The 19,293-nt window shown below is 59.6% G+C and carries 21 protein-coding genes and 1 tRNA gene; 14 read left to right on the top strand and 8 right to left on the bottom strand.

What is annotated here, in order from left to right:
• Nucleotides 1–18: 18 nt before the first annotated feature.
• Genes scpA through WFP06_RS07970 form a run of 5 tightly spaced genes read left to right on the top strand, consistent with a single transcriptional unit; the run spans nucleotide 19 to nucleotide 6,058 of the window.
• The gene (gene scpA, locus WFP06_RS07990) at nucleotides 19–2,175 is read left to right on the top strand and encodes a methylmalonyl-CoA mutase (RefSeq protein WP_336986687.1); all 2,157 of its coding nucleotides are present in this window, start codon (nucleotides 19–21) and stop codon (nucleotides 2,173–2,175) included.
• Entirely contained in the window at nucleotides 2,172–2,567 is a 396-nt protein-coding gene (locus WFP06_RS07985; RefSeq protein ID WP_336986686.1) for a hypothetical protein, read from the top strand. The genes scpA and WFP06_RS07985 overlap by 4 nt, the downstream gene beginning before the upstream one ends.
• A complete protein-coding gene (bioB, locus tag WFP06_RS07980; protein ID WP_336986685.1) occupies nucleotides 2,568–3,611 on the top strand; it encodes a biotin synthase BioB in 1,044 nt (347 codons plus the stop codon).
• Between the two features lie 3 nt (nucleotides 3,612–3,614).
• On the top strand, nucleotides 3,615–5,621 hold the full coding sequence (locus WFP06_RS07975) for an acetyl/propionyl/methylcrotonyl-CoA carboxylase subunit alpha (protein ID WP_336986684.1): 2,007 nt from the start codon (nucleotides 3,615–3,617) through the stop codon (nucleotides 5,619–5,621).
• A 5-nt stretch (nucleotides 5,622–5,626) separates the two neighbouring features.
• Entirely contained in the window at nucleotides 5,627–6,058 is a 432-nt protein-coding gene (locus tag WFP06_RS07970; RefSeq protein ID WP_336986683.1) for a hypothetical protein, read from the top strand.
• An 11-nt stretch (nucleotides 6,059–6,069) separates the two neighbouring features.
• On the opposite strand, the gene aroB is transcribed toward WFP06_RS07970, so the two are convergent.
• Together aroB and WFP06_RS07960 are read right to left on the bottom strand one after the other, a co-directional pair.
• Complete coding sequence (gene aroB / locus WFP06_RS07965) at nucleotides 6,070–7,179, bottom strand: 3-dehydroquinate synthase (protein ID WP_336986682.1); 1,110 nt, start codon at nucleotides 7,177–7,179, stop codon at nucleotides 6,070–6,072.
• Nucleotides 7,170–7,754 carry a shikimate kinase gene (locus tag WFP06_RS07960; RefSeq protein ID WP_336986681.1) on the bottom strand — a complete coding sequence of 195 codons (585 nt, stop codon included), beginning with the start codon at nucleotides 7,752–7,754 and terminating at the stop codon, nucleotides 7,170–7,172. The genes aroB and WFP06_RS07960 overlap by 10 nt, the downstream gene beginning before the upstream one ends.
• A gap of 70 nt (nucleotides 7,755–7,824) precedes the next feature.
• On the opposite strand from WFP06_RS07960, the gene WFP06_RS07955 reads away from it, so the two are divergent.
• The 4 genes from WFP06_RS07955 to WFP06_RS07940 are packed head-to-tail and all read left to right on the top strand — an operon-like array spanning nucleotide 7,825 to nucleotide 11,683.
• Entirely contained in the window at nucleotides 7,825–7,962 is a 138-nt protein-coding gene (locus tag WFP06_RS07955) for a hypothetical protein (protein WP_336986680.1), read from the top strand.
• Nucleotides 7,959–9,812: a hypothetical protein gene (locus tag WFP06_RS07950; protein WP_336986679.1), complete on the top strand. Its 1,854-nt coding sequence runs from the start codon at nucleotides 7,959–7,961 to the stop codon at nucleotides 9,810–9,812. The genes WFP06_RS07955 and WFP06_RS07950 overlap by 4 nt, the downstream gene beginning before the upstream one ends.
• A gap of 3 nt (nucleotides 9,813–9,815) precedes the next feature.
• Nucleotides 9,816–10,739 (top strand): tyrosine recombinase, encoded by a 924-nt coding sequence (locus WFP06_RS07945; protein WP_336987663.1) that lies wholly within the window; start codon nucleotides 9,816–9,818, stop codon nucleotides 10,737–10,739.
• Nucleotides 10,736–11,683 carry an acetyl-CoA carboxylase carboxyltransferase subunit alpha gene (locus tag WFP06_RS07940; RefSeq protein WP_336986678.1) on the top strand — a complete coding sequence of 316 codons (948 nt, stop codon included), beginning with the start codon at nucleotides 10,736–10,738 and terminating at the stop codon, nucleotides 11,681–11,683. The genes WFP06_RS07945 and WFP06_RS07940 overlap by 4 nt, the downstream gene beginning before the upstream one ends.
• 78 nt (nucleotides 11,684–11,761) lie before the next feature.
• Here the strand turns inward: WFP06_RS07940 and WFP06_RS07935 are convergent.
• Together WFP06_RS07935 and WFP06_RS07930 are read right to left on the bottom strand one after the other, a co-directional pair.
• Nucleotides 11,762–11,838 (bottom strand) — tRNA-Arg (locus tag WFP06_RS07935).
• 72 nt (nucleotides 11,839–11,910) lie between these two features.
• Nucleotides 11,911–12,321 (bottom strand): (deoxy)nucleoside triphosphate pyrophosphohydrolase, encoded by a 411-nt coding sequence (locus tag WFP06_RS07930; protein ID WP_336986677.1) that lies wholly within the window; start codon nucleotides 12,319–12,321, stop codon nucleotides 11,911–11,913.
• Between the two features lie 75 nt (nucleotides 12,322–12,396).
• On the opposite strand from WFP06_RS07930, the gene WFP06_RS07925 reads away from it, so the two are divergent.
• Nucleotides 12,397–12,588, top strand: coding sequence for a Flp family type IVb pilin (locus WFP06_RS07925; protein WP_336986676.1), 192 nt, complete (start codon nucleotides 12,397–12,399; stop codon nucleotides 12,586–12,588).
• A gap of 107 nt (nucleotides 12,589–12,695) precedes the next feature.
• Nucleotides 12,696–12,860, top strand: coding sequence for a Flp family type IVb pilin (locus WFP06_RS07920; protein ID WP_336986675.1), 165 nt, complete (start codon nucleotides 12,696–12,698; stop codon nucleotides 12,858–12,860).
• An 87-nt stretch (nucleotides 12,861–12,947) separates the two neighbouring features.
• Here the strand turns inward: WFP06_RS07920 and WFP06_RS07915 are convergent, their stop codons facing one another.
• Complete coding sequence (locus WFP06_RS07915; RefSeq protein WP_336986674.1) at nucleotides 12,948–14,429, bottom strand: M48 family metalloprotease; 1,482 nt, start codon at nucleotides 14,427–14,429, stop codon at nucleotides 12,948–12,950.
• Nucleotides 14,430–14,635: 206 nt separating this feature from the next.
• On the opposite strand from WFP06_RS07915, the gene WFP06_RS07910 reads away from it, so the two are divergent.
• The 3 genes from WFP06_RS07910 to folE are packed head-to-tail and all read left to right on the top strand — an operon-like array spanning nucleotide 14,636 to nucleotide 17,286.
• Nucleotides 14,636–15,127, top strand: a complete 492-nt coding sequence (locus WFP06_RS07910) for a hemerythrin domain-containing protein (RefSeq protein ID WP_336986673.1) — start codon at nucleotides 14,636–14,638, stop codon at nucleotides 15,125–15,127.
• A 51-nt stretch (nucleotides 15,128–15,178) separates the two neighbouring features.
• A complete protein-coding gene (locus tag WFP06_RS07905; RefSeq protein ID WP_336986672.1) occupies nucleotides 15,179–16,681 on the top strand; it encodes a phospholipase D-like domain-containing protein in 1,503 nt (500 codons plus the stop codon).
• A complete protein-coding gene (gene folE, locus WFP06_RS07900) occupies nucleotides 16,678–17,286 on the top strand; it encodes a GTP cyclohydrolase I FolE (protein WP_336986671.1) in 609 nt (202 codons plus the stop codon). Before WFP06_RS07905 ends, folE begins: the two co-directional genes overlap by 4 nt.
• On the opposite strand, the gene WFP06_RS07895 is transcribed toward folE, so the two are convergent.
• The 3 genes from WFP06_RS07895 to WFP06_RS07885 all read right to left on the bottom strand — a co-directional run bounded on the left by WFP06_RS07895 (nucleotide 17,267) and on the right by WFP06_RS07885 (nucleotide 19,285).
• Nucleotides 17,267–18,247 (bottom strand): phosphatase PAP2 family protein, encoded by a 981-nt coding sequence (locus tag WFP06_RS07895; RefSeq protein ID WP_336986670.1) that lies wholly within the window; start codon nucleotides 18,245–18,247, stop codon nucleotides 17,267–17,269. The genes folE and WFP06_RS07895 overlap by 20 nt on opposite strands.
• 196 nt (nucleotides 18,248–18,443) lie before the next feature.
• Complete coding sequence (locus WFP06_RS07890; RefSeq protein WP_336986669.1) at nucleotides 18,444–18,794, bottom strand: DUF3147 family protein; 351 nt, start codon at nucleotides 18,792–18,794, stop codon at nucleotides 18,444–18,446.
• A gap of 11 nt (nucleotides 18,795–18,805) precedes the next feature.
• Complete coding sequence (locus WFP06_RS07885) at nucleotides 18,806–19,285, bottom strand: peroxiredoxin (protein ID WP_336986668.1); 480 nt, start codon at nucleotides 19,283–19,285, stop codon at nucleotides 18,806–18,808.
• Nucleotides 19,286–19,293 lie beyond the last annotated feature (8 nt).

Here is a 19,293-nt window from a genome sequence, read left to right as displayed (position 1 = left end):
AAAGTGTAGCGAGTTTGCATGAGCAAAGAAGACAGCGCGAAACCAACCCTGTCCGACTGGGAAGACCTGGCGGATAAAGAGTCGAAAGGCCGCGACCTCACCTGGGACACGCCCGAAGGTTTCGCGATCAAGCCGCTCTATACCAAGGCTGATGCGGCTGACCCGGGCCTTCCGGGATTTGCCCCGTTCACGCGCGGTGTGAAGGCCAGCATGTATGCGGGGCGCCCGTGGACGATCCGGCAATATGCGGGATTCTCCACTGCCGAGGAATCCAACGCATTTTACCGCCGCAATCTGGCCGCCGGGCAAAAGGGCCTTTCTGTCGCATTCGATCTCGCCACACATCGCGGTTATGACAGCGATCACCCGCGCGTTGTCGGCGATGTCGGCAAGGCGGGCGTGGCGATCGACACGGTCGAGGATATGCAAATCCTGTTCGACCGGATCCCGCTCGATACGATGTCGGTTTCCATGACGATGAACGGCGCGGTGATCCCTGTGCTGGCGTTTTACATCGTCGCGGGGGAGGAGCAGGGCGTGTCGGCCGACCAGCTATCGGGCACCATCCAGAACGACATTCTCAAGGAATTCATGGTCCGCAACACCTACATCTATCCGCCTGCGCCAAGCATGCGGATTGTGTCGGACATTATCACATATACTTCCGCCAACATGCCGAATTTCAACAGTATTTCGATCAGCGGCTATCATATGCACGAGGCCGGGGCGACCGCGGTGCAGGAGCTTGCCTTCACCATCGCGGATGGCAAGGAATATGTGAAATCCGCGATGGCAACGGGGCTGGATATCGATGCCTTCGCCGGGCGTCTGTCGTTCTTTTTCGGCATCGGCATGAACTTCTTCATGGAAATCGCCAAGCTGCGGGCGGCGCGGACGCTGTGGTACAAGGTGATGGACGATCTGGGCGCGCAGTCCGAACGCTCCAAAATGCTGCGGACGCATTGCCAGACCTCCGGTGTCAGTTTGCAGGAACAGGACCCATACAACAATGTCATCCGCACCACGGTGGAAGCGATGGCGGCAACGCTGGGCGGGACGCAGTCGCTCCACACCAATGCGCTGGACGAAGCGATCGCGCTGCCCACCGATTTCAGCGCCCGCATCGCGCGCAACACGCAGCTGGTGTTGCAGGAAGAAACGGGCATCACAAATGTCGTCGATCCGCTGGGCGGCAGCTATTACATCGAGGCGCTGACCGCGAAACTGGTCGAGGAAGCCGAAGTGCTGATGGCCGAAGTCGACGCGGTAGGCGGCATGACGGAAGCGGTCGCCAGCGGGATGCCCAAACAGCGCATCGAGGAAGCGGCGGCGGTCAAACAGGCCAGCGTGGATCGGGGCGAAACGGTGATCGTGGGCGTGAACAAATATCGCCGCGAAACGGAAGACCATCTCGACACGCTCGATATCGATAATCACGCGGTACGGACGGGCCAGATTGCGCGGTTGAAGAAGAACCGCGAAGCGCGCGACGAGGGCGCTTGTCAGGCGGCTTTGAAGGCACTGACCGAAGGCACCACGAATGGCGGCAACCTGCTCGCGCTAGCCGTCGATGCAGCCCGCCAGCGCGCGACATTGGGCGAAATTTCCTCCGCGATGGAGGCTGAATTCGGGCGATACGATACCGTCCCCACGCCGGTAAAAGGCATCTACAAAACCGCTTACGAGTTTGATCAGCGCTGGCAGCAAGTGCTGGACGGCGTGGCCGCAGTCGAACGCCGCCTTGGCCGCAAGCCGAAGATCATGGTCGCCAAGATGGGGCAGGACGGCCACGACCGCGGCGCGAATGTGATCGCCAGCGCATTTACCGATATGGGGTTCGAGGTTGTCAGCGGACCGCTGTTCCAGACGCCTGAAGAAACGGTGGCAATGGCGCTTCAAAAGGATGTCGATGCGATTGGCGCAAGCTCGCTCGCGGCGGGTCACAAGACGCTGATCCCCGAACTCGTCGCCCGCCTGAAAGAGGCCGGACGCGCCGATATCAAAGTGGTCGCAGGCGGGGTAATCCCGCCGCAAGACTATGAATTCCTGCGTGACGCAGGCGTGCAGGGTATTTACGGCCCGGGCAGCAATGTGGTCGAATGCGGCGCGGATATGCTGCGTCTGCTGGGCCACAATATGCCGCCAGCGGGCGACGATCTGGAGGCGGCGGAATGAGCGAAATCGTGCCTAAAAACGCAATCGGGAGTGAGCAGGCTACCGCTCACGCAGACCGGAATAGTCAGACCCTGCTCGCATTATCGGTTGATGACCGGTTGTATGACTTCTTCAAGCACATGACGACACTGTCGCTTGTTTCGCTGGGCGGAATTGTAACGATTGCATCGGAAGATGTGGTGGTTATCCGGCCAATTGCGCTTGCTACGGTTGTGGGGCTGATCGCAGTGGGCGGTATCGGCGCCTATGCCGGAATGGGTGAAATCATTCAAAGCAAGGTCAAAGGCGATAACCGGCCCAGACGCATTGCTTTCTATCGGAGCGTCAGTTCGCTGGGCTTCGGTATGGGTATCGGTGCTTTTCTTTCCGTTTTCATATCTGGACTTTTTTGAATGACCCAAATCCGCTCTGAGCCAAGGATCGACTGGACCCGCGATGAAATCGCGGCGCTGTTCAACCTCCCTTTCACCGAACTGCTGTTTCAGGCTGCGTCTGTCCACCGCGCCAACCATCCGGCGGATCAGGTGCAGCTGTGCACCTTGCTCAGCATCAAGACAGGCGGTTGCCCCGAAGATTGCGGCTATTGCAGCCAGTCCGTCCATGCCGATAGCGGTGTGAAAGCGACCAAGCTGATGGATGTGCGCGCGGTGCTGCAATCCGCGGCGCAGGCCAAGGATAATGGCAGCCAGCGGTTCTGCATGGGGGCCGCATGGCGCAATCCCAAAGACCGCGATATGCCCGCGATTGCCGAGATCGTGAAAGGCGTCGCCGCAATGGGCATGGAAACCTGCATGACGCTGGGTATGCTAACCCCGAAACAGGCCGATATTCTGGCCGAGGCGGGCCTCGACTATTACAACCACAATATCGACAGCAGCCCCGAATATTACGAGCGCGTGATATCTACCCGCAAGTTTGACGAGCGGATCGAAACGCTGGACCATGTTCGCAATGCAGGCATCAATGTGTGCAGCGGCGGCATCGTGGGCATGGGCGAAACGCGCGAGGATAGAGTGGGCTTCGTCCACACGCTGGCGACTTTGCCGCAGCATCCCGAAAGCGTGCCGGTCAACGCGCTGGTGCCGGTGAAGGGCACGGTGCTGGGCGACATGCTGGCCGATACGCCAATGGCCAAGATCGACGATATCGAATTCGTCCGCACCGTAGCCGCGGCGCGCATCACGATGCCGCTGAGCATGGTGCGGCTGTCTGCCGGGCGCGAAAGCATGAGCGATAGCACGCAGGCGCTATGCTTCATGGCGGGCGCGAACTCGATCTTCACCGGCGACAAATTGCTGACCGCGCCCAATGCGGGCGATGACAGCGACGCCGCGCTTTTCCAGCGGCTGGGGATGACCGCACTGAAGGGCGAAGAGCCGATGCGAGCAAGCGGGCGTGCGTGTAAGTCGCAAGCAGCGATGGAGGCGGCGGAGTAGGCCATGTTCAAAAAAATCCTCATTGCCAATCGCGGCGAAATTGCTTGCCGGATCATCAAAACCGCGCGCCGGATGGGGATCGCCACGGTGGCGGTTTATTCCGATGCCGATGCGCGCGCGCCATTTGTCCAAATGGCTGACGAGGCGGTGCATATCGGGCCTTCTGCAGCGGCGGAAAGCTATCTGATCCCGGAAAAGATTATCGCAGCTTGCAAGCAGACTGGTGCCGAAGCGGTGCATCCGGGATATGGTTTCCTGTCCGAACGCACCAGCTTTGCCGAAGCATTGGCCAGGGAAGGCATCGAATTCATCGGCCCGCCGGTAAACGCAATCGCGGCGATGGGCGACAAGATCCAATCCAAGAAACTCGCGATGGAAGCGGGCGTCAACGTGGTGCCGGGCTTTGTCGGCGAGATCGACGACACCGAACATGCGGTGAAGATTTCGGAAGAAATCGGCTATCCGGTGATGATGAAGGCCAGCGCAGGCGGCGGCGGCAAGGGGATGCGGCTCGCCTATAATGAAAAAGACGTGCGCGAAGGCTTCGAAGCGACCAAGCGCGAAGGGCTGAATTCCTTTGGCGACGACCGCGTGTTTATCGAGAAATTCATCCTCAACCCGCGCCATATCGAAATCCAGATTCTGGGCGATAAGCACGGCAATATCATCTATCTGAACGAGCGCGAATGCAGCATCCAGCGCCGCCACCAGAAGGTGGTAGAGGAAGCACCGTCGCCGTTCGTGACGCCAAAAATGCGCAAGGCGATGGGCGAACAATGCGTCGCGCTGTCTGCCGCCGTGGGATATTACAGCGCGGGCACGGTCGAACTGATCGTGAGCGGCGCGGACCCGAGCGGAGAGAGTTTCTACTTCCTCGAAATGAACACCCGTCTGCAGGTCGAACATCCGGTTACCGAGATGATCACCGGCGTCGATCTGGTCAAACAGATGATCCGCGTTGCTGCCGGCGAAAGGCTGGAAATGACCCAGGACGATGTGAAAATCGACGGCTGGGCGATCGAAAACCGCGTCTATGCCGAAGATCCCTATCGCGGGTTCCTGCCCAGCACCGGGCGGCTTGTCCGCTACCAGCCGCCGGTCGAAGGCTGGCAGGGCGGTATTCGCGGTATTGACGGTGTGCGCGTGGATGACGGGGTGAAAGAAGGCGGCGAAGTTTCGATCTTTTACGATCCGATGATCGCCAAACTGGTGACATGGGGGAAAACCCGCGACGAGGCGGCCGACTTGCAAATACAGGCGCTCGACGCGTTCGAGATCGAGGGGCTTGGCCATAATGTCGATTTCCTCAGCGCAATCATGCAGCATCCGCGCTTCCGCAGCGGAGAACTCACCACCGGATTTATCGCGGAGGAATATCCGGATGGCTTCGAAGGCGCACCTGCATCTGACGAACTGAACAGGGCGCTGGCGGCAATCGCGGGGATTATATCGACCGTGCAGGCCGACCGCGCCCGCCGGATCGACCAGCGGCTCGACGGCAAAATCGCCGCCCCCGGTGACTGGACAGTCAGGATTGCCGGGGCCGACTATGATGTCCGGCTGGATGAAGATGCAATCGTGGTCGGCGACCAGAAGATCGATCTGGCGATGGAATATACGCCCGGTGACACGATGGTCCATGCAGAGCTCGACGGCAAACCCTTGTCCTTCCGGATCGCGCCAACGATTACCGGATGGAAAATCACCACGCGCGGCGCCACGCATGAGGCGCGGGTGCTGCCCACACGGTTTGCTGCGCTGGCGGATCACATGATCGAAAAGATCCCGCCCGATCTTTCAAGATACCTCATCTGCCCGATGCCCGGCTTGCTCACCGCGCTTCATGTGGCCGAAGGTGACGCGGTAGAGGCCGGCCAGCCGCTGGCGACCGTGGAGGCGATGAAGATGGAAAATATCCTCCGCGCGGAAAAATCCGGTATAGTGTCGAAAATAAACGCCGGGCAGGGTGATAGCCTCGCGGTAGATACGGTTATTCTCGAACTGGAGTAAATCAAATGCGCGCGCTGATTTCGATGTTGGCAGCACTGGTCCTCTCGCTTGGGGCCTGCGCCCCCGAACAGCGAGCGGGCACTGTTTCCGCCGATGGCTCCGCGCCCGCAGTACCGGAGGTGGTGGTCGCAGTTGCTGACGATATGCCTGGTCCGCGCGGCATTCCTGACGGTTTTTCGCAATCCGCCAAGGCCGCTTGCGAGGCCGGAAACGGCAATTACCAGCGCGCCGGAAGGGCCGGCCGCTATAATTGCATCACGCCCTATGCCGATGCCGGCAAGGTTTGCCGCGCAGCAAACGAATGCGAGGGCCAGTGCCGGGTCGAACTGGACGCTCCCGAAGATGCGCCAGGCAAATGTCAGGCCGACAGCAACCGGTTTGGCTGTTACGGCTTTATCAGTGAAACGGGCGAACGCGTCGGAATTTGTGTCGACTAATGTGTCTTAAACTAGTGAGCCCGCAACTGCCGGTCCAGAAATGCCGCCACATCGTCCAGCTTCACATCGGTTGCCGTAAACGCCTGCCCGATACCGCGCAGCAGCAGGAACGGGAGCGTGCCTGCATCCATTTTCTTGTCGTGCAGCATATGGCCGGTGAGGGTCTTACCGTCACAGCCTAAATCCAATGCGGAAATTTCGGTTGGCAAACCTGCGGCTGCGATCGCCTGCGTTATGCGTTCGGCATCGTCATCCGGCATCAGTTCTCTTGCTGCCGAATAGCGTGCGGCAAGCACCATCCCCAAGGCCACTGCTTCGCCGTGCAGCAGTCTGTCATTAAAGCCGGTTTGCGCTTCCAAAGCATGGCCGAAAGTATGGCCGAGGTTCAGCAAGGCGCGGGCACCGCTGGTCTCGCGTTCGTCCTGCGCGACAATCCGGGCTTTCGCCGCGACGCTTTGCGAAACGGCAAATTCGCGCGCATCGCGGTCGCCGCCGATAACCGCAGCGGCGTTTAGCGCGCACCAATCGAAGAATGCCGCATCACCCAGAATTCCGTATTTGATAACTTCTGCAAATCCGGCGCGCAATTCGCGGGCGGGGAGCGTTTCCAGCGCGCCCAAATCGGCCAGAACCAGAGCAGGCTGGTGAAACGCGCCGATCAGGTTCTTGCCCGCAGACGTATTGATCGCGGTTTTTCCGCCGACGCTGGAATCGACCTGCGCCAGCAGCGTGGTCGGCAGCTGGATGAAACCGCAACCGCGTTTCAGAATGGCGCAGGCAAATCCCGTCAGATCGCCGATTACCCCGCCGCCAAGTGCCAGCACATGATCGCCGCGTTCGACACTTTCTGCCAGTAGCCAGCTTGTCACATATTCCAGATTGCTCCAGCTCTTGGCGCTTTCGCCCGGCTCAAGCACCAGCCACGCAGGTTCCAGGCCGGCAGCCTCCAGCGATGTCTGGACAGTTGCGCGCCAGTGGTCCGCCACGTTGCTGTCCGTGATGACGGGCACACGCCGTTTTCGCAACAACGCTCCGCACTGCGCGGGCAGATCGGCCAGCAGCCCGCCGGCTACGCGAACCTCATAAGGCCGGCCGGCCAGTTCGACGGGGATTACAGCCATGCGTCGATCGCCTCCAGAATGCGCAGAGCGGTGCTTTCATGCGGTCCGTCCTGCCCCGCCACACGGATATGCGCGCGCGCATAGTCCGGTTCGCGTTCGCTGTGCAGGCGGGTCAGAATCTGTTGTGGGTCGCCATTTTTCAGCAACGGTCTGGTGTTTTTGCGGGATGTGCGCTCCACCAGCGTTTCGATATCGCAATCCAGCCAGACCGCGATTGTTTTTTCCAGAATGAGTGCGCGTGTTTCGGCGTTGATGAACGCGCCGCCGCCGGTGGCGATTACGCCGCGTCCTTCGTCAACCAGCCGCGCGATGACGCGCCTCTCGCCATCGCGAAAATGGTCTTCTCCGAAACGCGCGAATATTTCCGCTATCGAAAGCTGCGCGGCAGTTTCGATTTCATGATCCGAATCGGCAAAGCCGGTGCCCAGCATGTGAGCCAGTCTGCGCCCGACGGTGGATTTTCCGGCACCCATCAAACCGATCAGCACGATTGGCCGGTCAAGTTTGCGGGCGATCCGCGCGATTGCTGATGCCGCCGGACCGGTGCCGGCCGTATTTGTCGTATCACTCGTCATTGCCGCACCCGCTATAGATAGGGTATGGCCAAGCGCAAGACAGCGACAGGTTTGGGGAATTGCGATTTTGGTGATGGATGTAAGGCGGATTGGCTGGGCGCTGGGCGCGTTGGTGCTGTGCGTGATCATATATGCCTGGATCGACGGCGGTGTGCAGGACACTAAAGAAGTGGTGATCCCTGTGGCCGTGCCGGAGAATAGCGAATGAAGCGCGGCATTCTTCTATGCGGTGCGGCGCTCGCCATATCGTCCACACTGGTAACCGCGCAGGATGCGCCCAAATCGCTCCTGCCGCCCGGGTTCGACAATCCGGCAAAATCGCCCGCACCCGCACCTGCGCCGACACCGGCTCCCGCACCGCGTGCATCCGCAGCGCCTGCTGTGCCGGGCGGCGGGGGCAGTTCGGTTCCGGTGGTGCAGCCGCTGCCATCGGGCTCATCTGCAGAACCCGGCTCCAGCCCGGACTTGCCTGACGACCTGCCATCGCTGGCAGAAATTGAAAACATGTCGAATGACGAACTGGACGAATTGCTCGGCCTGCGGCCGAAATACGACATCCCGCCAGCAGCCAGACGGTCGCTGGAAAGCATCGGTGTACTTGGCGCCCAGGAGGGTGGTTTGCCGGTCCGTTCGCTGGCCAGGCAGCCTGCCTCGCTGGTGCGCGCGGCGCTGGCCGGAATAGAATCGCCGATGGTTTCGCGCTGGGGCCACATCCTGTTGCGCCGCGCATTGGCCAGCCGGCTGGACACGCCGGAGGGGATGAACCCGGTGGAGTTTGCCGCACTGCGCGCAGCCGCGCTCAACACGATTGGCGAACATGTTGCGGCCAGGGCGCTGGTTCAGGACGTCGATACGCTTAATTACAATGGCGCGCTGACTTCGGCAGCACTCGATGCATATATCGGGACGGCGGATATTGTCGGCGCTTGCCCGATCGTCCGGCTCAAAAGCGGCGAGCGCAAGGGTCCGCAATGGACCATGCTCGGGTCGATCTGTGCGGCCTATGCAGGCGAAGAATCGCAGGCAAATTCGCAGCTGGACCGTGCGCTGCGCCGCGAGATTGCGCCCCAGATCGACGTGCTTCTGGCGCAGCGGTTTGCCGGTGCAGCGGGCAGAGGCAGGCGTGCGGTAAATATAGAGTGGGACGGTGTAAGCCAGCTGACCCCGTGGCGGTTTGCACTGGCGCGGGCGGTGGGTATCGAAATTCCCGAAAATCTGCGCGACGGTGCGGGTGATTATTATGCTCTGGCATCGGCGACCGGGCCAATGATGCCGATTGCCCAGCGCGCGCGTGATGCCGATATCGCGGCGCAGCGCGGAGTGCTGTCAGCCTCCGCCGTGGTCGATCTTTTTTCGCAGGTCTATGCGGTTCCCGGCCTGGAGGGTGACATCGCGCAGCGCGCCGACACGCTGCGAACCGCCTATGTCGCACAGGACCCTGCCGCGCGGATTGCGGCGATTACCGCGCTTTGGGGTTCGATCGACCGGCCGTTATATGGCCGTCAGGTGCTCACCGCTTATGCCGCGGCACGGCTTACCCCGTCTGACGATATGGCTGAACAGGCACCGCATCTGATCGCATCGATGCTGACCGCAGGGCTGGACCGCGATGCCGCGCTGTGGGCACCTGTGGTTGATGATGGCAGTGCGGGCTGGGCTTTGCTGGCAGTGGCAGGGCCCGACGGCGGCGCACCCGTATCATCGGGCGATGTAAATTCATTTGCGAGTGACGATAACAGCACCGGCCAGCGCCGGTCCAAATTCCTGCTCGCCGGTCTGGCTGGTCTGGGCAGATTATCGCAAGCTGACACGAACAGCCTTGCTGACGATCTGGGCGTGAATCTGGCGCGCGAAACCAGATGGAGCCGGGCAATATCGGGCGCAGCGCAAGTGAATAATCCTGCGCTGGTCGCCATGCTCGCGGGGCTGGGTATGCAGGGCGATGGCTGGGACAAGATGACCGCGCGGCATCTTTATCATATCGTTTCGGCGTTGAACCGCGTCGGGCTGTCTGCCGAAGCGCGGATGATCGCGGCCGAGGCGGTAGCGCGGGGTTAGGCGATCACTTCCGCCATCGATGATTTTCTTGCCATGCTGGCGGCGGAGCGCGGCGCGGCGGCAAATACGCTGGCCGCTTATCGCCGCGATCTGGAAGCAAGCGAAGGACTGCTGGGCGATTTACGGCAGGCCGATGGCGCGGCGCTTGCCAGTCTGGGCAAGGCGTGGGCGCATCTGGCCCCTTCGAGTGTGGCCAGAAAATCCTCGGCTTTGAGACAGTTCTACGGCTTTCTGAGCGAAGAGGGTTTGCGCGGTGATGATCCCTCCGCCGCATTACCCAGGCCGGGCACGCGCAGGCCGCTGCCCAGAATACTGTCCCACACACAAGTCGGCGCGCTGTTCGCCCAGGCCGAACTGGAAGCAAGCAGCGGCAAATCCGCTGCGGTCCGCCTGCTTGTGCTGCTGGAACTGCTGTATGGTTCCGGCCTGCGCGCAACAGAGCTTGTTTCGCTGCCGCTGTCCGCCGTCCCGCGCGATGCCCCGTTGTTGACCGTGACAGGCAAGGGCGGGCAAGCGCGGATGGTCCCCGTCAGCGGGCGATCGGTGCAGGCATTGTCCCGCTGGCTTGAAGTGCGCGTGGGCGAGGGGCGCTACCTGTTCCCGTCGCGCGCAAAGCATCTGTCGCGGGTGCGACTGTTCCAGATGCTCAGGGAACTGGCGACGCGCGCGGATATTCCGCCGGAAAAAGTCAGCCCGCATGTTTTGCGGCACGCCTTTGCCACGCATCTTCTTGAAGGCGGGGCCGATTTGCGGGTGTTGCAGACATTGCTTGGCCATGCCGATATCGCAACCACCCAGATTTATACGCATGTCGATGCAGCGCGGCTGGTCGAACTGGTCAACCAGCGTCACCCGCTTGGCAAGCGGGGCGGCGGCGAAGCGGGGCCTTGCCCGCAGCCGCAAGGGGGACTAGCTGCAAAACGATGATCACATGGCTTGAATTTGAAAAACCCGTTGCCGAACTTGAAAAGCGGATTGCCGAATTACGCAATGCCTCCGCAGGTGACGAGGTGGATATCTCGGCGGAGCTGGAACGGCTCGAACAAAAGAGCGCCGATCTGCTTTCGCACACATACAAGGCGCTGACACCGTGGCAGAAAACGCAGGTTGCGCGGCATCCCAAACGGCCGCATTTTCTGGACTATGTCAAACACGCGTTTGACGAATTCATCCCGCTGGGCGGTGATCGTCTGTTTGGCGAAGACGAGGCGATCCTCGGCGGCTTTGCCAAACTGGATGGCCGCCGGGTCATGCTGATCGGACATGAAAAGGGCAAGGACACCGAAAGCCGGCTGCGGCACAATTTCGGAATGGGCAAGCCCGAAGGATACCGCAAGGCGATCCGGCTGATGGGTCTGGCAAGCCGGTTCGGGCTGCCGGTGGTCACGCTGGTCGATACATCCGGTGCATTTCCCGGTGTCGAAGCCGAAGAGCGCGGTCAGGCAGAAGCGATCGCGCGTTCGACCGAAGCCTGCCTTGCGCTGCGCGTGCCGATGGTTGCCGCGATTGTGGGCGAGGGCGGATCGGGCGGCGCGGTGGCACTGGCCAGCGCCGAACGTGTGCTGATGATGGAACACGCGGTGTATTCGGTTATCTCACCCGAAGGCTGCGCCTCGATATTATGGCGCACCGCGGAAAAGGCGCCCGATGCAGCCGAAGCGATGCGGATTACCGCACAACATCTGGAAAAACTGGGTGTGATCGACCGGATTGTGGAGGAGCCCGTCGGCGGTGCGCACCGCAGCCCGGCCGAAGCGGCAAAGGCGCTGGGTAAAGCCATTTCGGAAGAGCTGGAAGCGTTGTCCGGACTGGCTCCGGCTGATCTGGTGCGTCTGCGTGAGGAGCGTTTTCTGGTGCTTGGCCAAGCCTGATATAGCCAGGCCTGATCTGGGCTAGCCGGCTAGCGAAAGCCACAAACGCAAAAGGCCGCCCGATGGGCGGCCTTTTTGTGGTGCGCCCGGAAGGATTCGAACCTCCGACCCCCTGATTCGTAGTCAGGTACTCTATCCAGCTGAGCTACGGGCGCACTTGAGGGGCGGCACATATAAGCGGTCATCTCGCTTGGCAAGTGGGCCATGCGCGGATGTGATGATTTATTTCATCTGCCAAGCTGGCCGAGCAGTTCGACATCAAGTGGAGGTTTTGCCAGCGCAGCGGCCTGCGCCTGCGTGAACCAGCCCCATTCATTGCCTTCCATTGCCTGCGGATCACCCTTCCAGTGACGGCAAGTGTAAAGAAGAATTACAATCTGTTTACCGCCCGATCCGGTAATGCCTTGGGCAAATCCGGCAGGTTGCAGGTGATCTGTGGTCAGCTTTATGCCCAGTTCCTCGGCGATTTCCCTTACCAGCGCCTCTGCAGGGGTCTCGCCGGGTTCCACCTTTCCACCGGGGAATTCCCACAGCCCTGCATGGTCCTTGCCGGCAGGTCGCTGATGCAAAAGGATTTTACCTGACGAGCCGGTAATCGCAGCCGCAACCACGGGCACCCATGTCGGAATTTTTTTCACTTTTGAGATCTCCGGAAACCTTTTGTTAGGACTATTGGGTCAGAAGGGTCCTCGGTCATAACGCATTCGAGGGGAATGGCTTTGCGTAAGAATGATTTCCTGAAAAGAATCATTGGAGATTGTTCCGGCGCAACGGCCATCGAATACGGGCTGATCGTTTCTTTGATCGTCATTGCGATGATCGGTGCACTTGAGGGTGTTGCCAACGAAAATACCGGCCTTTGGGGAACGGTAACTTCGAAGGTTACCGCCGTAATGGGCAGTTAAGAGAAACGATTTGTCAACATCTGACCAATAAAGAAGCCAAGGCTTGCTTTCTGATCTTTGATCCGAAGGGGGCACGGGTACCGAAGACTGAAACCAGGAGACTACACATGAAGTTCTTGAACAAGCTAATCCGCGACGAAGACGGCGCGACAGCAATCGAATACGGCCTTATCGCAGCTCTGATCGCAGTTGCTGCCATCGGCGCCATGGGCGGCCTCGGCAACCAGCTGAGCTCGACCTTCGGCACAATTTCGACCAAAATGGCCGGATAAGCCTGACGGACGAATTTGGCCTAGCCAAAAACAAGGGCGTCGGGGTTTCCCCCGGCGCCCTTTTTCTTTGCCGACAAATTTGCCGCTTTATTTTACGACAATCTTGACCTTCTGCCCGGCCTGGATGCCGGCGGTGGAACTGAGGCCGTTAAGCACGCGGAAGCGTTCGACCTTGCCGTCTGTATAAGCCATCCGGTTTGCCAGCGACTGGACCGTATCGCCGCTACCGGCGGTTACGACGGCAATCTTGCGCGGAACAATTGCATTGGCCTGCGCGGTGGAGATCCGCCGCATGGACTGGAACATTGGCGAAAAGACATCCGAACGGCCCGCTTCGCTGACCGTTATGAAGTGGAAAGCCGAACTGTTCGAAAATTCGTAAGCGAACACAACGACATCGACATTGGCCTGCCCGTTATTGACGCGCGCGGTCGCATATACTGCCGGAATTCCGTTTACCGTTGTGCGCTGCATTTCCTGCGGCGCGATCTGTTGCTGCTCGCTACCCAGCGAAGTGAACACGCTGCGAACATAATTATCCAGATTTCCGCTATATTGTGCGGTCGTCAGTTGCCCGCGGCCGCTGGTGCCGTTGATCGAGACAGCGCGCGTCCCGTTTACCATGTAAAAGCCTTGCGGGGCGGTGAAAGACAGACGCAGATCGGGATGGGTGAAGGTGCTGCCTTCGATGATGCCCTGTTTGGGATCATCGCCGTAAATCAGCCCGTCGATCCGCGTCAGGAAAGTGTCGCGATTGGTGACGCCGGTCATCCCTTGCGCCTTGCCAAGTGCCGATTGCACCCGGCTTGCCGGATCGGGGTGGGTGGATGCCCATTCGGGCATGGTGGCATCGCCGCGGCCCTGCAACTGCGCGTCGAGCGAGTTTTGCGCTGCGAGGCTGGACAACAGTGTGGCCATGGCGCGCGGATCATATCCCGCCTTGTTCAGATACTGGATGCCGAGTTCGTCCGCCTGCAATTCCTGATTACGCGAATAGCTCAAAGTGGCGAGCTGCGGAACCTGCGAGGATAGCTGTTGTCCGATGCGGCCAAGACCACTGTCGCCCAGTAGCACACCCGACAAGACCTGACCGATCGCGCCGAATATCGAATTTCGTTGCGCGCGGGCCTGACGTTTGGCTGAATGGCGCGCGGCAACATGGCCGACCTCATGGCCAAGCACGCCTGCGAGTTCCGCTTCGTTATTCATCAGACCGACCAGCTGACGGGTTACGTAAACGTAGCCGCCGGGGATCGCAAAAGCGTTATTTACCGACGAATTGAGCAGGGAGACGGTAAAATCTTCCTGCGCGTTGCCCAGGCCCGACTGCACCGAAATGTTCTTGCCCACACGCTCGACATAATTGGCGTAGGGGCCGGTCATCGCGCCGCCGAATTCGTTCAGCAGTTGCGGATGGGCGTCCGAACCCATTTTCGCCTCGCTTGGCGTGATCGGCGATGATGCGGACGGAATTTCGCCCCCCCCAACTGCGGCACAGCCTGTCAGGGCAAGTGCGAGGATACTGGTGCTGGCAGCAGCGGTGAATTTTTGAAGAGTTGAGCGTGGCATAATGGCTCCTGATTTAATGCGGCAACGGGGCAAAAGCGCCCGCCGCGGGCTTCATACTGAATTCAATGACTTGAAGGGGTTGTTGTTCCCGCGCGCCAAGGACGAATTATTTTGCCCCGGTCCGCACCACCACGCGGCGTTCAAGGAACGCTGTCGGCGCTCGCGAGTTGATGCTGCGAACACCAATCCAGCGGAGAAATAATCCCATGACCGATACGTCAGCAATCTTCGAACGGCTCAAGGCCGATCATGACCGTCACCGCGAAATTCTCGACAAGCTGATGCAGACCAGCGGCCAAAGCGATGAGCGCGAGGCGCTGTTCCGTGAATTTACCCGTGAAGTAAAAGGCCACGCATCCGCAGAAGAACAGGCGCTCTATTCGACCATGTTGCGAAAGCCGCCGACTACCGATGAAACCCGCCATTCGGTAGCCGAGCATCACGAACTCGAAGAAGCGATGAACGATCTTGCCGCTACGGATATGTCCACCGCAGCATGGATGATCAAGTTCAAACAGCTCGACCATGATTATCGCCATCATATCGAAGAAGAGGAAAAGGAGCATTTTCCCGATTTCGCAAAGCACTTGACCGACGATGACGAGCAGCACATGCGTGAAGTGTTCGAACGACGCAAAAAGATCGAAAAAGCCGCCGCCGAGGTGACGCCGGAAGCCAAGGACGAAGCGAAGGAATAGGTCAGGATATTGGGCAGAATTCTAGAAACCAGTCTGCCCAGAGCCGAAGGGATGGACGACGAATCAGTCGCCCCCGGTGTCTGGCGTTTTGCGCGGGCATCGCGGGCGACCGTCATCGTCGATGCGGCCAATTATTTCGACTCCATGCAAAAAGCCATGCTGAAGGCGCAGCAACGCATTCTGCTGATTGGCTGGGATTTCGATACCCGGATCCACCTTACCGAAGGGCGGCGGTGGTACCAGAAGGGCCGTAGCGAGCAGCCGCCGATCCGGCTGGGCAGCTTCGTCTTGTGGCTTAACCGGCACCGCAAGGATCTGGATATCAAGATCCTCAAATGGAGTTACGGTCTGGTTAAATTTTTCGGCCGCGGCTCGATGGCGGTCGATCTGCTGCGGTGGTGGCCGCGAAGGCGGATCGATATCAATTTCGACACCGCCCACCCGGTCGCCTGCAGCCACCATCAGAAAATCGTCGTCATCGACGGCAAGGTTGCGGTTTGCGGGGGGATCGACATGACGACGCACCGCTGGGACACGCGCGAGCATCTTGAACATGATCCGCGCCGCAAGCGCCCTCGCGGTTCGCAATATGGCCCGTGGCACGATGCAACCATGATGGTGGAGGGCGAGATCGCCGGTGCGCTGCAAGATCTGGGCAAGGACAGGTGGGTGCGCGCCGGCGGGAAACCCCTGTCCAAACTCGAGCCGACGGACGCTTCTGTATGGCCGGACGGGCTGGAAGTCATGTTCGAAGACGTTGAAATCGGCATTGCCCGCACGCGTGCGGAATATAAGGGCTCACCGCAAATCAACGAGATTGCCGATCTGTTTGTACGGCAAATAGGGCAAGCCAAAAATCTGATTTATGCCGAAAGCCAGTATTTCGCATCGCGCAAGATTGCCGATGCATTGTGCAAGCGGCTGGCAGAAGACAATCCGCCCGAAGTGGTGATCGTTCACCCCCAAAACGCCGATGGCTGGCTGGAACAGCAGGCGATGGACCACGCCCGCGTCGAATTGCTCCGCGTCCTGGGCGAGGTTGACAAGCACAACAGGTTCAATCTGTTTGTCCCTTACACCGGTGAAACCCCGATCTATGTCCATGCCAAAATCATGATCATCGATGACGAAATCCTGCGGATCGGGTCGGCCAATATGAACAACCGTTCGCTGGGGCTGGACAGTGAATGCGACCTGTTCATCGATGCGAACCGGCCCGGCAATGCCGCTGCGGCAAAACCGATAAAGCAGATGCGTTATTCGCTGCTGGCCGAGCATTGCGGGCTGGAAATCGGCGAAGTTCCCGCTTTGCTTTCCCGCTATGGTTCGATGGCCAACATGGTTGCCAATATCGGGCGTGAACGAAGCCGCACCTTGCGGCGGTTCGATCCGCCCGAGCTTAACGCAGCCGAATCCACGGTGGCCGAATCGAAATTGCTCGACCCTGAAACGCCCGATGAGATGTTCGAACCATTTGCCAATGGCGGCTTGTTTCGGAGCAGGACCGTGCTGACACGCGCCAAGAACAAGCTAACCAAGGACAACGCAAAATGAGCAGCCTGGTCGGACCTGACGAAGATAACCCGTTCGGCAAACCCGATGTCCCCGAAAATGTGCAGGAAGCGATCCGGACCTTGATCGAATGGTCGGGAGATGATCCGTCACGCGAAGGGCTGGTCGATACGCCAAAACGGGTGGCACGCGCGTGGCTGGAATATTGCCAGGGATACGGCGAGGACCCGGCCGTGCATCTGTCGCGTATATTCGAAGAGGTCGGCGGCTATGACGAAATCGTGCTGCTGAAAGATATTCCGTTCCAGTCGCACTGCGAACATCACATGGCACCGATTATCGGCAAGGCTGCGATCGCGTATCTACCGCGTGACAGTGTTGTCGGTATTTCAAAGCTGGCACGTGTGCTGCACGGCTTTGCACGGCGGCTGCAAATTCAGGAGCGCCTTACTGCCGAAGTGGCGGAGTGTATCTGGGATCATCTCAATCCGAAGGGCGTGGCGGTTGTGATCGAGGCAAATCACGCCTGCATGACGGCGCGCGGTGTGCGTACGCCCGGTGTCGGGATGGTAACAAGCCGGATGATGGGCACATTTCTGGAGGACGAGCGCAGCCGCAAGGAAGTACTCAGCCTGATGGGCTATTGACGGCGGAGCGGCCGGCCGGGCCATATTCTGCCCACGTGGCGACCGTGTAGGCGGAAATCCAGACGACGACCCCTGCAGCCAGATCGACAACGTAATGCCCGCCCATTGGAACGGTTGAAACGATCACCAACGCTGTCCACATGACGGCGAGTATTCTGGCCGGGCCATTCCACAGAGCTTGTGTCGCCAGCAATGCCAGCACCGTATGGAATGATGGAAAAACCACCACGCCATTAAGGTCTGCAAGTCCGACCAGCAGATCAGAGCCATGGTAAAAGCGGTCGAAGGTGTCACCCGCATAAACGGCTGCACCAACCGGAATGCCATTGCCTTGCAGGTAAGCGAGATCGAAGAAAAACGCTGTACCCTTCGCCGGGAAGAAAACCGATATTACCGCGACCATCTGCATGGCCACTACAACCGTCAGTGTCAGTTCCCAACTGCGCCGGATTTGCTTGAAGGCCAGCAAACCGACAATTGCCGCCACCACTGCCAGGGATGACCAATTGTAGGCAAAGGCCAACAGATCTGACAGCCACGGCGTTTGCGCGGTGAGAACGACAGCATCCGCCATATCAAGCCCCAGCATTGCATCCATCGCGGCCAGGCGGTCATCTGCCACCGGCATTTTCAAGCGCAATCCGGTGTTCGAAACCAGGCCGCAAAGCATAAGTGAAATCGTCGCAACAGCGGTGATGATCGCCGCATGTGCTAACCGAAAATCGTCGTGGCGCGCAAAACACCACACAGACAGCAAGAACAATGCCGCGGCAATTTGCAGGAACCAGGCAAATTGGGAAATTTGAATAACGAGGCCGGTTTGCAACACTATCGTCGTCAACATCGACACAGACAGGACGAAAACAATCGTCAAGACCAACAGCTTGCGGGCAGCGGCCGATTGCAAAAGGTTGGTAACAAAACCCGCATAAAGATTGGAAGGGGCGGCGCGGGTGCTCATGCGTTCGCGATAGGGTGCAATGGTTACTATCGGGTCAATGATGCCGGCCCCGGCACGACCCTTCCATGGCCGAATGATCGCCGTTCGCTGCCACCGCTCCCGACGCGCCCGATGGTGGGGACATTTCTGGCAGGCCGGCGTGTCCGCAAGGTAGTGATCAGGCTGGCGGGTTACGCATCCTGCTGGCACTTCATAATCAGACCGGCCAGCCCAGCCTGCTGCCGATCATCGATACGCCCAGATAGCCCAGCATCGCGACCACCGCCGCTATGGCCAGCGAGGCCGGAAAACCGGTGCCGCGTCGCAGCAGCATTGCCAGTGTCAGGAATGCCGGCAGCGAACCCGTGACATAAATCGAACTGGCGATCGCCATGTCGGCCACTTTGCTACTGTCGCCGCCAGAATCATTCCATAACCATATCAGCGCCAGCGTGCTTACCACGGGCAAAGATACAAGCAGCCCGCCGAAACCGGGGCTTCGGCGGGCAACTTCTGAAGCGATGGCCACAAGGACGCCGGATATCAGCGCCTTGATGACCAGTTGCATCCACACTGTGGTTACATTTGCTCGAGCATGTGTTCAGCGGAACTGACGCTGAAGTCGCCCGGCGCTTCGACGTTAAGCTGTTCGACCACGCCGTCGTTCACGACCATCGAAAACCGCTGTCCGCGCTTGCCCATGCCAAAGCCGCTGCCGTCCATTGTCAGTCCGATCGCTTCGGCAAATTCGGCATTACCGTCAGCCAGCATGGTGACCGCATCGGCATCGTTGGATGATTTCCATGCGCCCAGGACGAACGCGTCATTCACTGCGGTGCAGGCAATCTCGTCGATACCTTTGGAGGCCAGTTCATCAGCCTTGTCGATGAACCCTGGCAGGTGCTTGGCCGAACAGGTCGGTGTGAATGCGCCGGGGACGGAAAAAAGCGCGACCTTGCGTCCGGCAAAATAGTCGGAGCTCTGCACAGCTTCGGGGCCCGCCTCGGTGGCTTTGACCAGTTTTACGTCGGGTAATTTATCGCCAACTGAAATCGTCATTGCGTGCT

Origin of the sequence: Altererythrobacter aquiaggeris (assembly GCF_037154015.1) — a bacterium.
GTDB classification, from domain to species: Bacteria; Pseudomonadota; Alphaproteobacteria; order Sphingomonadales; family Sphingomonadaceae; genus Aestuarierythrobacter; species Aestuarierythrobacter aquiaggeris.
The sequence above is the reverse complement of the archived record's forward strand: the minus strand, read 5'-3'. Positions and strand labels throughout refer to the sequence as shown.